Origin of the sequence: Flavobacterium anhuiense, from assembly GCF_001705175.1 — a bacterium.
Lineage (GTDB): Bacteria > Bacteroidota > Bacteroidia > Flavobacteriales > Flavobacteriaceae > Flavobacterium > Flavobacterium anhuiense.
The window spans coordinates 1,224,418-1,241,060 of record NZ_CP016907.1; the positions used below are offsets into that span (position 1 = coordinate 1,224,418).

General features: G+C 34.2%; 7 protein-coding genes. 3 read left to right on the forward strand and 4 right to left on the reverse strand.

Annotated elements, in window-relative coordinates; all coding sequences use genetic code 11:
• Window position 1 precedes the first annotated feature (1 nt).
• Both BB050_RS05180 and BB050_RS05185 read right to left on the reverse strand, forming a co-directional pair.
• A complete protein-coding gene (locus BB050_RS05180; protein ID WP_066032842.1) occupies window positions 2-1,708 on the reverse strand; it encodes a RagB/SusD family nutrient uptake outer membrane protein in 1,707 nt (568 codons plus the stop codon).
• A gap of 16 nt (window positions 1,709-1,724) precedes the next feature.
• Window positions 1,725-4,943: a SusC/RagA family TonB-linked outer membrane protein gene (locus BB050_RS05185; RefSeq protein WP_066032843.1), complete on the reverse strand. Its 3,219-nt coding sequence runs from the start codon at window positions 4,941-4,943 to the stop codon at window positions 1,725-1,727.
• Window positions 4,944-5,288: 345 nt separating this feature from the next.
• On the opposite strand from BB050_RS05185, the gene BB050_RS05190 reads away from it, so the two are divergent.
• Entirely contained in the window at window positions 5,289-8,168 is a 2,880-nt protein-coding gene (locus BB050_RS05190; protein ID WP_066032844.1) for a helix-turn-helix and ligand-binding sensor domain-containing protein, read from the forward strand.
• Between the two features lie 38 nt (window positions 8,169-8,206).
• On the opposite strand, the gene BB050_RS05195 is transcribed toward BB050_RS05190, so the two are convergent.
• Together BB050_RS05195 and gldJ are read right to left on the reverse strand one after the other, a co-directional pair.
• A complete protein-coding gene (locus tag BB050_RS05195; RefSeq protein WP_066032845.1) occupies window positions 8,207-9,490 on the reverse strand; it encodes a UDP-N-acetylmuramoyl-tripeptide--D-alanyl-D-alanine ligase in 1,284 nt (427 codons plus the stop codon).
• A 116-nt stretch (window positions 9,491-9,606) separates the two neighbouring features.
• On the reverse strand, window positions 9,607-11,292 hold the full coding sequence (gene gldJ / locus BB050_RS05200) for a gliding motility lipoprotein GldJ (RefSeq protein ID WP_008466671.1): 1,686 nt from the start codon (window positions 11,290-11,292) through the stop codon (window positions 9,607-9,609).
• Window positions 11,293-11,504: 212 nt separating this feature from the next.
• Between gldJ and porU the strand changes: the two genes are divergently transcribed.
• Entirely contained in the window at window positions 11,505-15,341 is a 3,837-nt protein-coding gene (porU, locus tag BB050_RS05205; RefSeq protein WP_066032846.1) for a type IX secretion system sortase PorU, read from the forward strand.
• A gap of 40 nt (window positions 15,342-15,381) precedes the next feature.
• Complete coding sequence (gene porV / locus BB050_RS05210) at window positions 15,382-16,587, forward strand: type IX secretion system outer membrane channel protein PorV (RefSeq protein WP_008466669.1); 1,206 nt, start codon at window positions 15,382-15,384, stop codon at window positions 16,585-16,587.
• Window positions 16,588-16,643: the final 56 nt, after the last annotated feature.

Here is a 16,643-nt window from a genome sequence, read left to right on the forward strand (position 1 = left end):
ATTACCAACCTGGATTTTGTACATAAACTCCATTTAAAATTCTCATTTCTGTTTCTGGAATTGGAACCAAACCTTTTGTTTCAGGTCTATACTTCACGCTATAATTAGCCTCAACACCAGAATTTCGAACTGGAATTACATCATTAAATGAGCTTTCAACATCTCCCCAACGAAGTATATCGAACCAGTGGATACCTTCAAATGCAAATTCATGAAGACGTTCATCTTTAATAGCCTCCAGAGAATATCCAACTGGAGCCAATTTTGCTCTAGCTCTTACAGTATTCATACCATCGGGAGTTTTTGTAATTTCAGAATGCATTAACAATACATCGGCAAAACGCATAAAAATAAAATCTTGAGCATGCATTAACTGCATATCTGTATTTGCCCATGCATATAATTGAACAAACATACCAACATTTGATCCTGAACCATTATCGTGCTGAATAGATGTATATTTTTTATTAAAATAACCAGTTTCGTGATCTCCTTTATCTTTCGCATATCCTGCAGTTCCCTGATCTGCTCTTCCAACTTCAAGAATAGAACCTCTTTTTCTCGGATCCAGGTCTGACCATGAGCTGTATAATTTTGGATTTATAGTACACCATCCCCAGCCTTCACCAAACGGAACTAATGAATTACCGCGCATAGAATTAAATAAAACAAGTCTATTGGTATAGATATTACCGTTAGTCCATCCCCAGTCCCCAAAAGAAAATCTCTGTACAAACATAGTTTCTGGATTTCCTGTTCCAAATGTTGGACTAAGACCATCTTGCCCTACCCATGACAACCCCTCAGTAGCTGCCCAAGGCAATACATTGTTTCCTGCACTTTTATTGACATAAGAATAAGGCCATAGATTTCTAAAATCTGGAACCAATTTATGCCCACTATTTTTAATACAATCATCTAAATAAGAAGCTACTTGCGTTGCTGTTATACTACCTCCACCTTGAAGAGGCAAATCTGTAGTTGATTGTTTTTCAACATTAGTCATATATCCTGTATAAAACAAGTAAACACGCCCTAAGTATGCCTCAGCAACCCATTTGTTAGCATGTCCATATCTAGCTGTTGGAATACTAGTGAAAGGCGTTGAAGGCATGGTCTCAATAGCAGCTTTTAAATCAGAAGCTATAACTGCAAAAGTCTCAGAATAAGTTGATCTACCTACATATCTATCTGCATCATACGTCATAATAAGTGGCACTCCACCAAAAAATTTAGCCAATCTGAAGTAAAAGAAAGCTCTCATGAATAATGCTTCTCCTAATGCCTGTTTCTTAAAGTCTTCTGCTTCAGCAGCAGTTTTAAAATACTTAGAAAAATCTGCTTTTGGAACTGACTCTATAATAGCATTAGCTCTCGAAATACCGTTATAAGATTGTTTCCACATATCATGATAGGTATCTTCTGCCGGATCTTCAAAATTATCAACCCATTTGGCTGTTTTATCATCGGGACCACCGCCACCAAGCATCATATTGTCCATCAAATTGGCTGCAATCTGTTCTTCGCTATGGATATTTGCTGTGTAAATGGCATTGTAAACACCTGCCATTGCTTCTTCAATATCTGTTGGCGTCTTATAATAAGTCTCCAAGCCTTTTTCTCCAAGATTATCCTGATCCAGATAATCATCACAACTTGTTGCGATAAAAATTGCAGAAACCGCTATAATATATTTTAGTTTTTTCATTTTCGTTGTATTAATATTAAAAATCAGCGCTAAGTCCAAACATCACTGTTCTTGCTTGCGGATATAAACCTAAATCAATTCCAGAAGCCCAACTTGCATCATGTCCAAAACGAACATCTGGATCCATACCATCATATTTAGTGAAAGTGTATAAGTTGTTTACTGCTACGTAGAATTTCAGATTACTTATAAACTTGACATCTTTCAATATTTCATTAAAATTATAACCTACCGTTAAATTATTAATTCTAAGATAATCTGCATTTTGCATATAGATATCAGATATCTCGTTTGTATTTCTATTAGAAACTGAACTTAAGCGAGGCATTTTGTTTGAAGTTCCTTCTCCGTGCCAACGATTAAAGACATCTGACGTGTAGTTTTGTTTTGGCATATCAGAGAATGATCTATAAGACTGCATTATTTGCATTCCATATTTTCCAGACATTGTAGTATTTAAGTATACATTTTTATATTCTAAGTTTAACTGAATACCCAATTGAAAATCTGGATTTGGATCTCCTATCATTGTTTTGTCTTTTTCATCAATAACACCGTCATTGTTTAAATCTACAAAACGAACGTCTCCTGGGCGCTGATCTGCAAAATATGGCTGACCAGTTGGGCCAACATAAGCATTAACTTCTTGTTGGTTCTGCAAAATTCCCGCAGTTTTAAATCCATAGAAGTATCCAATTGGGTAACCTATCTGTGCTCTCGAAACTTCTGAAGTTCCTTGAGACAAAACATGGCTTGGTCCATGAATTATTCCATCAGCATTTGCAACCTTAGTAACTTTATTTTTGTTAGAAGCTCCACTTAAAGTAAGTCCATATTTAAAATCACCAATTTTATCTTTCCAGCTTACAGAAATTTCAAAACCTTTATTTTCAATATCTCCACCGTTAATATAAGGAGGTGCTGCACCAGATGTTCCTGGAGGTTTAGCTTCAACTAACCAATCTCTTGTAGTCTTATTATACCAGTCGAATGTAATTCCTAATCTAGAATCAAATAAGCTTGCATCTAATCCGAAATCTAACTGTTCTGATGTTTCCCAGCTAACATATGGATTTGGAACTCTAGCAGGATATGATGTCGGACCTGAAACTGGTTTCGTATCTCCAAAAAAGTAACCAGGAAAAGCATATGCAATAGTAGAAGAATAAATAAATGGAGGAATAGCCTGATTACCATTTTGCCCCCAGCTTCCTCTTAATTTCAAGAAGTTAAGAACTTTTGAAGTGCTTGCCATAAAATCTTCTTTTGAAATAACCCAACCCGCAGATACAGAAGGGAAATTACCATATTTATATCCATTTCCGAAATTAGAAGATCCGTCACGACGTATGATAGCAGAAAGAAGATATTTTTCTTTGTAATCGTATTGTGCTCTTGCAAAATAAGACATAATACCACCTCCGCCAGCAGCAGAATCAAATCCAGAAGTATTGATATCTGCTATAGAAGTTGGGCTCTTAGTATTGTTAATATATGCATATCTTGGATCCCCTGGATATAATAGCCCATTTCGAGAACCACTTAAATTATTGTTTGCTATATTTTTAAATTGCTCGATTCCGACAACAGCATTAACATTATGATTACCAAATTGCTTTTGATATGAAACTGTATTAGTCCAAGTCGAGTTAGCTCCAAAATAAGAATATTGAGAAGCTCCATCAACATTATCATTATACAATACTCCTAAATGATATGTTGGATTCATAGATCTACCATTTCCAAACCAAGAATCTATACCAAAAACCGATTTAAATCTAAGATTAGCAATGGGTTCAATCTCTACAAAAGCGTTTCCTGCAATTTTATAATCTTTAGGATAGTTGTAATTACTTCTATAGAATAACACTGCTAAAGGATTTGTTTGATTTGTAGATAAACCATCTAAAGTTGGTGAAAAACCAAATTCATTAATATTTCTTTCAATACCAGGCTCCCAATATGCCGGTTGCAATGGATTCTGAACAATGGCATTATGCAAATCGTTACCATAAATATTACCAGACGATACTCCTCTATTTTGAGTATTTGTAAAAGTTAAGTTCTCACCTATGGTTATAATACTATGGTTATCATTCTTTTTTAGAACCATTTGAGTATTCATTCTTGCAGTTAACCTTTTGAATCCGGCATCTACAATATTACCTCCAATTATACCATCTTGATCATAGTAGGAAAGACCAACTGAGTAAGTAATATCTTCACTTCCTCCTGTGATATTAAGCGCATGATTTACAACAGGAGCATTCTTTTTTGACATTTCATCCACCCAATTTGTTCCTTTCCATCCATTTTGAAGCTTTTCCCAAATTTCATTTCCATATTGAGTTCCAGCTCCTGGGTAATTATTCTCCAACCAACTATTATTTGTTAAAATAGCTTTCCAATCATGAGGAGCAAGTCCGTCATTAACTCGTCCTTCATCCATAATATACATATACTCTTGTGCATTTAGAGGATCTACGTTTTTATACGTGTTTTGAATTCCAAAAAATGAATCATAACTAATTCTAGCTGGTTTTCCTTTGCGACCTTTTACAGTAGTTACTAAGACAACTCCGTTTGCTGCTCTAGACCCATAGATTGCGGCGGAAGCAGCATCTTTAAGAACATCAATAGACTCAATATCTGAAGGGCTCAAATAATCAATATTTCCAACAGTTACACCATCAACAATATATAAAGGATCAGAATTTCCTACGGTTCCTAATCCACGAATGGTAACCTTAGTACCAGCACCCGGAGCTCCGCTATTTCTAGTAATACTAATACCTGGCGCAATACCTTGAAGCGCCTCCATTGCAGATCCTGTATTTAACTCTTGAAGTGTCTCTCCTTTAAAATTCGAGGAAGCGCCAGTAATTAAAGCTTTCTTTTGTGTTCCGTATCCGATAACCACAACTTCATTTAAACTTTGAGATACTGCCTTGAGAACAATAGTAAGTTTTGTTTTTCCGTTTATTGCCTCATTTAAAGTTTCAAAACCAACGAAACTAATTGTCAAAGTTCCATTAGAGGGAGCGCTAATCTGAAATTTCCCATCAAAGTCAGACGCAGTTGCCTTATTGGTTCCCTTTACTAAAACCGTCGCACCTGGGACGGGTAATCCACTTTCATCATTAATGATTCCATTTATGGTCACATCCTGAGCAAAGGTGACAACAGAAAACAGTAAAGACGAAATACAAAAAATAAATAATTTTGTTAATTTCATTTTTCTAAAAATTTTGGTTAATTAATTAGTAATTCATTGCAATTATAATGTTAAATTTTAATAAGTATTAGATTAAATTTCTTTACAAAAACACTTCAAATTAAATTTTAACACACTACAAAAACACAACATTTATTACATAATTAATTAATTTTCAATAATTTAATTTTGAAAAAAAAATGTTACAAAAATGTTAATTAAAAAAAACGTATATTACAGTAGTTTAGCAGTAAGTAATACGTTATAAATTAAAAATAATTTAAAAAATTCGATTTATTCTGTTTGATAAATCAACAATTTAAAATCAAAATAAAGCATTTATAATAAAAATATATTTAAAATTTTATGAAATCCGTAGTTAGATCTTTCGCATTGTTTTTGTTATTTTTCTTACAAACGAAAAGTTTTTCTCAGGTAAAAAATATCGGAATTCCAGATATAAAAAATTATAAAAGATCAGAGTACAAAGGTGGAACTCAAAACTGGAGTATTGACCAAGATAAAAATGGAAATATTTATTTCGCAAATAACAGCGGTCTAATCCAATTTGACGGCTCTAACTGGCATAAATACTCTTTACCTAACAAATCTGAGATCAGAAGCTTGAAAATTGATGCCTTAGGAAGAATATTTGTTGGAGGAAATAACGAATTTGGTTATTTTAAAAATGATGAAAAGGGAATTTTAAAGTATCATTCTTTATACAATCTATTGAGCCCAATAGATAAAGAAAATATAAATCTCATTTGGAGAATTCATATTTTTAATGGAGAAGTTATTTTTCAGTCTTTTAGTAAAGTATTTTTTCTTAAAAATGAAAAAGTTACCACTCTAACCGCTCCTCACAAGTTCCAATTTTCTTTTTTGGTTAATAACCGTTTGTATTTTCAAGATAAAACGTTAGGAGTACTTGAATACAAAAACAGAAAACTTACAGCAATAAAAGGAACTACTGTTTTTAATGACAAAGAAATATGGTCTCTTTTTCAATTGCCAAACAACAAATTATTATACGCTACTTTAGAAAAAGGGTTGTTTATATCTGAAAATGGGATAATTAAACCGTGGGCAACAGAAGCCAACGAGTTTGTCAAGAAAAATACTTCGCTTGGCGGATCAATAATCAAAAACAAATTTATAATTCTTAATTCTGTATTGGACGGAGCCATTATCTGTGATTTAAACGGAAAAATAATTCAGCATTTAAATCGTCAAAAGGGTATTCAGAACAATACGATTCTCGCCTCTTTTGTTGACAAAAAGAGCAATATCTGGCTTGGGCTTGATAATGGTATTACCTTTGTAAATGAAAATTCGCCCTTTTCCTATTTTGATTACAGTTATAACATCGGTACAGTATACGCCTCAACAACACATAACGGAAACCTGTATGTAGCTACCAATCAGGGGTTATTTTACCATCCTTGGGGCGCTTCATTTAAAGACAGTCCATTCTCAAGAGTTGAAGGAACCATTTCTCAAGTTTGGAATATTCAAGTCTTAAATAATGTTTTAATATGCGCCAGTAATAGTGGGGCATTAATTATCGAAAACAACAGGGTGTCAAAAATACTAGACAATAAAGGATACTTTGGATTTAAAAAAATACCAGATCACGAAAATTATATTATAGGAGAAAGCTATAACGGATTCTCTGTTTTTAAACGATCGGCCACTGGATATGACTATCTGCATCAAGTAAAAGGATTTGATGAAACGACCAATAATTTTTCTGTAGAAATTGACGCAAATTATTTATGGCTGAAAAAAAATCCTTTTTTATATCAAGTAAAGTTATCCGAAGATTTAAAAAGATTTGATTTCATAAAAAAGCATGTCAACATTTCAGAAAAATTTAAAGGAATAAACAGTCTCCAAAACATTAACGGTAAAGTATATTTCCAAGTAAAAAATCATTTTTATAGATATTCTGTCGAACAAGAAACGTTTTTTGAAGATAAAAAAATAACGAAATTATTTGAGGGCATACCTACTATCAACACTTTAATTGAGGATTCTGCAGGAAACCTTTGGTACGCGTTTAATGAATCTCTTGGCGTATTAGTCAAAAATAATAATGGAACTTTTACCAAGAAGCAAGCGATATTTTCGAATTTAACAGGGAATTTGGTAAATAACTACATTTCGGTTAACGCAATAGATCCACAAAACATTTTCATTGGCTTAACAGATCGTTTGGCGCATTACAATTCGACTATTCCAAACACTTTTATGACAAAACCGAAAGCTTTTATTGAAAGCTTTACGAATCCTGGAGATACAATTTTGACTGGAAATCTAACAAATAAATTGGAATCATACAGCATACCGTACAAACACAATCGTGTCAAATTTACTTTTGCATCGCCAACGTACGAAAATCAGGAAAATGTAATGTACTCCTACAAATTAGAACCCTTTGAAGAGAACTGGCGCGGTTGGTCGTCTACAGCTATCAAAGAATACACGAATTTAAGGGAAGGCAATTATCTAATGAAACTAAAAGCCAGAAATAGTTATGGCATAGAATCGAATATTACCGAAGTCGAATTTACGGTATCGCCTCCTTGGTACAGACACTTTTTGGCTTATTTATTTTATTTGGTACTCATTTTACTTGGCGCTTATCTAATCTCAATCAGAATCAAACTGAAGATTAGAAAAAACAGGTATTATGAGACCATCGAACAGAGAAGATTATATCTTGAAAAGGAAGCGAAAATCAGACACGAACAGCATGATTTGGAAAAAGAAATTGAAAAACTGAAAAACGATAAGCTCCAAATCAAAATTTTAGCAAAAGATAAAGAACTAGTAAACAATTCCCTACAAGTTGTAAAAAAGAATAAAGTTTTAAATGGAATCATCCATAAACTAAAAGATATCGATACTGGAATTCTAGATGAAACCACTAAGGCCGAATTCAGCAAACTGCATAAAAGCATTGTAAAAGAAGTAAATACCGACAAGAGCTGGAAAGACTTGGAAAAACACATTAAAAACGTACATTTCGAGTTCTTAAAGCGTTTAAAAGGCCAATATCCAACTATATCTCCTAGAGAGTTGGATTTGTCAACTTATTTATTAATGAATATGTCGACCAAAGAAATAGCAGAAATTATGAATATTTCGACAGGCGGCGTTGAGTTAGCCCGTTACCGTTTAAGAAAGAAATTGGGATTAAACAAAAAAGAAAACCTAATTGGATTTTTAATGAGTATATAAAAAAAGAAAACCATTCAGTTTGAATGGTTTTCTTTTTTTTAAATATAATCTAAAGTTCGCTCTAAGGCCATACCTCTCGAACCTTTTATCAATATCATGTTGGAATCAAATTTGAAGGTTTTTAGAAATTCTGCAAAGGCGTCAAATGTCTCAAAAAACTGAATATTTTTATTTGAAATCTTATTGGCAAAAAATGATTTTCCTATTAAGAAGCATTGTGCCTGTTTTTGATCTGCCAAAGAATCAACAATAACCTTATGCTCATAAAGGCTTTCGTCTCCCAATTCAAACATATCTCCAAGAATCATAATCTTATTTTTCTTGTCTAACTGTAAGAAATTAGTAATGGCAACAGCCATACTGCTCGGATTGGCATTATATGCATCTAAAATGATCTCATTTGATCCTTTTTTCATCATTTGAGATCTATTGTTGGCCGGGATATAATTTTCAATAGCGCTCTTTATATCGCTCTCTTTTACATCAAAGTATTTTCCAATTGCTGCAGCCGCATTAATATTATTAGCATTATAAAGTCCAATCAAATGTGATTCTACAGAAAAATCATCATAGTCAATAGCTACAAAAGGATTAGCAGCAATATTTTGAATATTTAGATTAGCATTTTCCTTTTTTACCCCGAAAGTAAATGATTTTATTCCTCTTGATTTCTCAATCTGAATAGGATCTTCAAGATTTACAAAAACAGTTTTCTGGTACGCTGCAAGATATTGATACATTTCACTTTTACCAGCAATCACCCCTTCAACTCCTCCAAAACCTTCCAAATGAGCTTTTCCGAAATTGGTTATGTAGCCAAAATCAGGCTGTGCAATCTGGCATAGAAATTCGATTTCTTTTTGGTGATTGGCTCCCATTTCTACAATCCCAATTTCTGTTTCTTTGGTAAAAGAAAGCAAAGTTAATGGCACGCCTATATGATTGTTTAAATTGCCTACAGTCGCTTTTGTTTTAAACTTTTTTGACAGTACAACATTGATTAATTCTTTTGTAGTTGTTTTTCCATTGCTACCCGTTAAGGCAACAATTGGTAGAGCCAAATAAGTTCTGTGAAATTTTGCCAATTCTTGAAGCGTTTTCAGACTGTTTTCCACCAAAATCGTCCTATCATCAATAAAATAAGATGCATTGTCAATAACAACAAATAAAGCACCTAAATCTAATGCTTCTTTAGCAAATGTATTCGCATCAAAATTCTCTCCCCTAATGGCGAAGAACATTGAATTCTTTTCGATTTTTCTTGTATCAATAGACAGGGAACTGCACTGTAAAAACAAGTTATGAATGTCTTGAATATTCATTTATATATTTTTTAATAAGTCATAAAAGTAGAAAAAAACAATAAAAAAATTCCAAATTCCAGACTGAATATTCAGCTTTTGGAATTTGGAATTTTTAGTATTTGAATTCCTAAATCTTAGTTTCTAGGAGATTTTCTTTTTTCAGATTTTGAACCTACTCTAGACATTGCACATCTGAAACCAATATAGTCAGTCGCCATATCTTGAGGGAAATATCTTCTTTGAGCTGGATCTAACCAGTAAGCTCTATCTCTCCAAGATCCTCCTTTGTAAACTCTTACTTTATCATCGATTAAAGTTGTACGTTTACTAGAGTTATCATATTTTCTAATCATTTTTCCTAAACTGTCTGTTGTAACATTGTGTTTAGGAGAGTTGTACATTGCCTGATCTGCTTTTGGCCCAGACTCTGAATCACCAAAATCGAAAAATCTAGAAGATTGCTTATCACCATCTCTGTAGTTGATGTTATCGCTTTGGCTAAAATTTTGTCTTAAATAAGTTTCTTGTTCGTCAACTGGTACTTGAGCAATTTCTCCTGGAAGGTTTCTTGCAATAACTTTACCGTTACTTAAAGTGTCATATTTAATTGTAGATGTTGTAACAATTTCAATTTTACCATCTTTACCAATTTTGTTTTTAGCATATTGGTTACCTCTATAGTAGTTGAAATCATTTGCTTCGTTATCAATGATAGGTCTGTAAACGTCAGCTACCCATTCTGCAACGTTTCCTGCCATATCGTATAGACCGAAATCGTTTGGCGCATAACTTTTCACAGCATTTGTGATATCTGCTCCGTCATCTGACCAGCCTGCAATTCCACCGTAATCACCGTTTCCTTGTTTAAAGTTAGCCAATTGGTCACCTCTGTTTTTACGTTTGTTAGAACGTGTGTAATCTCCAGACCAAGGATATTTCTTTTGTCCTTTGTAGATATTGTATTCTCTTTGTCCAACGTCAGCTGCAGCTGCATATTCCCACTCAGCTTCTGTAGGAAGTCTATATTCTGGTAAAATAATTCCAGATGAACGTTGTGCGTAAACATTTTTCTCTTCTGGCACAACACCGTCTTTACCAGCTTTAGGTCTTCTTCCAGTTGGATTTTTCTTTAAAACGATTTCTTCGCTTGCTCCACGTGATGTACTTGGAGACATTAAGTATCCTTCTGTATTAAATGCATTTTCAGCATTTACATCATTTGTTTTAGCTCCTTTTTTAAGATATCCGTTTTTCTCTAAAACAGCCTCGTTAACACGGTCTGTTCTCCATTTACTAAATTCAACTGCTTGAATCCAGTTCACACCAACTACAGGATAGTTAGCATAAGATGGGTGTCTTAAATAGTTGTTAGTCATCGTTTCGTTGTATCCTAAACGATTTCTCCAAACTAATGTATCAGGAGATGCTCCTTCGTAAATGTTTTTGTAATTTTCTTCTGTTGGCGGGAAAACTTTCTTTAACCACTCTAGGTATTCTAAGTACATACCGTTCGTAACTTCAGTTTCATCCATATAGAATGATTGAACGTGTTGTTGAGTTGGCGTGTTATTCCAATCGTGCATAACATCATCCTGTACTTTACCCATAGTAAACGTACCTCCTTCAACAAAAACTAAACCAGGACCAGCCTGTTGTTTTTTACCTGCATTTCTGGCAGCAGTTCCATTCTGACTATCTACATCCCAGCCAGTAGCTCTAGAAGCGTGAGTGGAACTCGATTTTTTGCTACAACTAGCCGTGCCCAACATCAATACCATTGACATCATTAACTGCAAGACTACAATTTTGTTTACTTTCATACTCATTCTTAGGTGATAAATTTAGGTGCTGCAATATAATAATTAACATTTAATTGGCAACATCTGTTCTAATAATTTTATTTAGCTGTTTTTTACCAGAAAATAACCTTTAGTTACGAACGCAAAAATATACTTTTTATTATTACTATAACATGAAATACTATATTTTTACTTACTAATTATTTTTTAATTAAATTTCGCCTTTTTAACAGATGAAGCAAGCATTTCTAATTTACATTTTTTTAATCCCAATTCTCTCATTCTCACAGTTAAATGGGACGATAACAATCGATTGGCAAAATAAGAAAGAGGTAAATTATGGCGAAAACAAAATTATAATTCCATACTTCTCAGGAAGCAGTTTCCGCTTCGACATTACAAAAAAAAGCATAACATTGCTTCAAAACTTAAATCAGTCTGGCATTTCAAACGGCAGTTCAGCACAAATTAACAACATAGTTTACGAATCAATTTCTCGAGCTGATTTAGGAGATTTAACACCCGAAAACATACCTGAAAAGCCAAATGAATCTGTAATAATTACAAACGCAAGAGATATAAAATATTCTTTTCTTTCTTTGTCTCCTATAATTAAGGAAGGAAACAGCTACAAACGCATAAAATCCTTTTCTTACTTTATTAGCAATTCAAACTCACGAACTGCATCGACTTCTTCATTTCAAAAATCGGCAGCAATAATAAATTCTGTTTTGGCCTCTGGCGAATGGTATCGGTTTTATATTCAGAAATCAGGCGTTTACAGAATAGACAGGTCTTTTTTACAAAGTTTAGGATTTGACGCTTCTAAAGTTGACCCAAGAAGAATAAAAATTTATGGAAATGGCGGAAGAATGCTTCCTCTTGCCAACAGTACTTATTATCCCAATGACTTAATAGAAAATGCCATACAGATAGCTGGCGAAAACGATGGTGTTTTTAACAACGAAGATTATATTCTTTTTTATGCCGAAGGAACTGACAGCTGGAATTCTGAAAGCCAGACCAACTTAAATTTATATGATAGCAAATCCTACTATTATATTACCGCTTCTGGAGGAGATGGAAAACGCATTCAAAATCTAAATCAGCCGACAGGAAACAGCACTTTAGAGTTAAACACGTTTGATGACTATCAATACCACGAAATTGATCAAACCAATATTGTGCATCTTGGACGCCAGTGGCTCGGAGAATCATTTGATATTAACCAAGAACAGGAATTCTCCTTCAGCTTTCCAAACCTCGACACTTCTGTACCTGTAAAAATGGAAGTGAGCGCAGCAGCTGCATCATTAACCACCACTTCTTTTGCCATAACAGCCAACGGACAAAATGCAGGTTCGATAAGCTTTCCGCCGTTAATAGCCAACTCTGACACCAAATACACAACAGGAAAGCTCCCTTCAAATACCGAATTTACCGGAGCCGACAATATCAAAATAAAACTTACCTATAATAATAATGGTGTTCCAGGATCAAAAGGCTATTTGGATTACATCAACTTAACCGCAAAACGAAAACTGTTAGGCACTGGCAAGCAATTCCATTTTCAACACAATGCGGCTGGTTCTGCGGCTGGAATCGTCAATTACACAATTGGAAATGCATCACCGATAACGCAAATCTGGGACGTCTCAGACCTATATAATGTTTCTAAAATTGAAAATGCCAATCAGTCTTCTTTTAGCTTTAAAGCTAATTTAGGAGAAGTTAGAAAATACGTTGCCATAGATCCTTCTGATTATTATGCTCCATTAAAAGAAAATCAATCAAAAATTGCCAATCAGAATTTAAAAGGAACACTTTTTAGAAACAGTCAAAATGTTTTTCAAGATATTGATTATGTTATTGTGACCCCAAAATCTTTAGCGTCTCAAGCCGAGCGATTAGCCAATTTTCATAGAACAAACTCCGGCTTAAACGTAAAAGTTATTTCTTTAGAAAACATCTATCAAGAATTTTCTTCAGGTAAACAAGATATTGCCGCTATTAGAAATTGTGTCAAATATATTTACGACAATGCTTCTTCATCAGACAAGAGAGTACGTTACTTAAATTTATTTGGAGACGCTTCGTACGACTACAAAGACAGAATTTCAAACAACACCAATATTGTACCTATATATCAATCTCTAATAAGCAATACTGTAGGCGAAGCTTCATTTCCCTCTGATGATTTTTATGGACTAATGGATGTTAACGAAGGAGTTATTATTCCGTCTCTTGCTGGGATTGATATTGCTTTAGGAAGAATGCTGGTTTCAGACAACGCACAAGCTCAGGAAATGGTAAACAAAGTCATAGAATATCATGACACAAAATCTTATGGAAATTGGAGAAACAATATCGTTTTAATTAGCGATGACTCTGATAGATCTGGCGACCAGACTTTACAAGCAAACCAAAATGCTCTCGCAGATCAAATCGCGACTGAAAAGCCTTTTTTTAATATTGATAAAATTTTTCTGGACGCCTATACACAGGAAGCTTCCGCTGGTGGATCGCGATATCCGAAAGCAAGAACAGATTTTTTTAATGCTTTTGAAAAAGGCGCTCTTATATTTAATTATTTAGGACATGGTGGCGAAGATGGACTGGCTAGCGAAAGAATTTGGGAGAAATCTGACGGGCAAAACCTTGCAAATCAGTACAAATATCCGCTATTCATTACCATTACATGCGAATTTTCCCGTTTTGACGACCCGACAAGACCAACAGCTGGAGAATATGTGTATTGGAATCCAAAAGGAGGCGCAATTTCAATGCTGACCACTGTTAGAGAAATCGGACAGACAAATGCTGAAGAATTCAACAAAACAATTAGCAAAAATCTTCTTTCTTATGGCTCAAATCAATATAACACTATCGCCGAATCTTTAAGAATATCCAAAAATGAAAATCCGAGCTCTTCGAGCAATGTTGTCTTTTATATAGGCGATCCTGCTTTAATGCTTTCCATTCCAAAACCACGAATTAATTTAACGAAAGTAAACGATATTGTGATTTCACAAACTATTCCTGATTTAAAATCATTATCAAAAATTAAAATTTCAGGAGAAATCACAGATGAAAACAACACTCTTTTAAGCAATTACAATGGAGAATTAGCCACAGCTATATTTGACAAATTAATTACAAACACTACTTTAAACAATGATGGTTTTAGCCCACCAATGCAATTTAAAACACTTGGAGAAACCATTTTTAGAGGAAATGCATCTGTAACCAACGGACAATTTGAATTTAGTTTTGTCGTTCCTAGAGACATTAGAATTCCTGTTGATAATGGCCGAATCAGTTTTTATTCGAAAAAGAACGAATCATTAGAAAACCAAACTGGCTACAACAACACAATTAAAATTGGAGGAATAAACGAAAATGCACCACAGGACAATATAAGTCCAAAAGTGAAGTTATATATGAACGATGAAACTTTTGTATCGGGAGGAATTACAAATGAATCGCCATTTCTTTTGGCATTTTTAGAAGACGAGAACGGAATAAATACAGCAAGCGGAATCGGCCATGATATTGTCGCCATTTTAGATGGAGACGTGAGTAATCCTTATATTTTGAACGATTACTATCAGACAAAATTAGACGATTACACCAACGGAAATCTACGTTTTCCGTTCCGAAATTTAGCTCCTGGACTGCATACCATAAGTTTTACTGCTTGGGATGTTTACAATAATCCCGTTACGAGTGAAATTCAATTTACAGTTGTCGGAGACGATTCCTTGACATTATCACACGTTCTTAATTACCCAAATCCATTTTCAACTTATACACAATTTTGGTTTTCTCATAATAGACCTTATGAGCCATTAGATGTGCAAGTTCAGGTAATGACTATTACAGGAAAAGTAGTCTGGACAAAAAATCAAACCGTTACGACAGAAGGATTTTTATCGAGAGAAATAACATGGGACGGAAGAGACGATTTTGGCGATAGAATCGGAAAAGGAGTGTATATTTACAAACTGACTGTAAAATCTAATTTAACAAATAAAAAAGCAGAAAAATACGAAAAGCTTGTCATCCTATAATATTATATATATTTGCATCACCAAAACACTAATCCAATAAATGAAAAAACTATCACTTTTATTAATTTGTATTTTTAGCATTTACACTTCAAAGGCTCAGGAATCAAGGCCTATAGTCACTGGAGTGCCATTTTTATTAGTCGCTGCTGATGCTAGAGCAGCAGGTTTGGCTGACCAAGGTGTTGCCACTTCTGCAGACGTTTTCTCACAACAATGGAATCCTGCTAAGTATGCATTTTCTGAAGATGCACAAGGTCTTTCTATCAGTTACACTCCTTATTTAACCGATCTTGCCAATGATATTTCATTGGGTCAAGTTACGTATTACAACAAAATCAACGAACGAAGCGCGTTTGCAGGAAGTTTCCGTTATTTTGGTTTTGGAGGAATCGAGCTAAGATATACTGGAGATCCGAATGAGGCAGTAAGAGAAGTTAATCCTAACGAATTTGCTTTAGACGGATCATATTCGCTTAAACTAAGCGACAAATTCTCTATGGCTGTTGCTGCGCGTTTTATTAATTCGAATTTAAAAGTTGCTTCAGAAGAAGTTGACGCCACATCTGCAAGCTCTTTTGCTGTTGATGTAGCCGCTTTTTATCAATCAGAAGAAATTGCTTATCAGGATTTCAACGGAAGATGGAGAGCTGGTATCAACCTTCAGAATATGGGGCCAAAAATCAGTTACGACAATGATAATGTAAGCTCTAACTTCTTACCTGCCAATTTAAGATTAGGAGGAGGATTTGATTTTATTTTTGACGATTACAACAAACTTACCTTAAGTGCCGAGCTTACTAAACTTCTAGTTCCGACCCCTCCAGGAATCGGAACCCCAGTTGACGTAAATGGCGACGGAGATTTTGACGATCCAGAAGATATTTCTCAACAAGAAGCAACAGATATTGGCTATAGAAATTATAACGATATTGGCTGGTTTGAAGGAATGTTCAAATCTTTTGGCGATGCTCCAGGCGGATTTAAAGAAGAAATGAAAGAGGTAACTTACAGTATCGCTGGGGAATACATGTATCAAGATGCATTTGCTTTCCGTTTAGGATATTACCACGAAAGCCCAGAGAAAGGTGCTAAGCAATTTTTCTCTTTAGGAGCAGGATTTAAATACAACATCATGAAAATTGATGTTTCGTACCTATTCTCTGCATCTAAAATAAAAAATCCACTAGAAAACACGCTTCGTTTCTCTTTAACGTTTAACTTTGGAGACAAATACGACAATTACTAAAGAAAAAAAGATTACAATAAAAAATAATTCAATCCAAATTCCGGCATTTTAGGAAT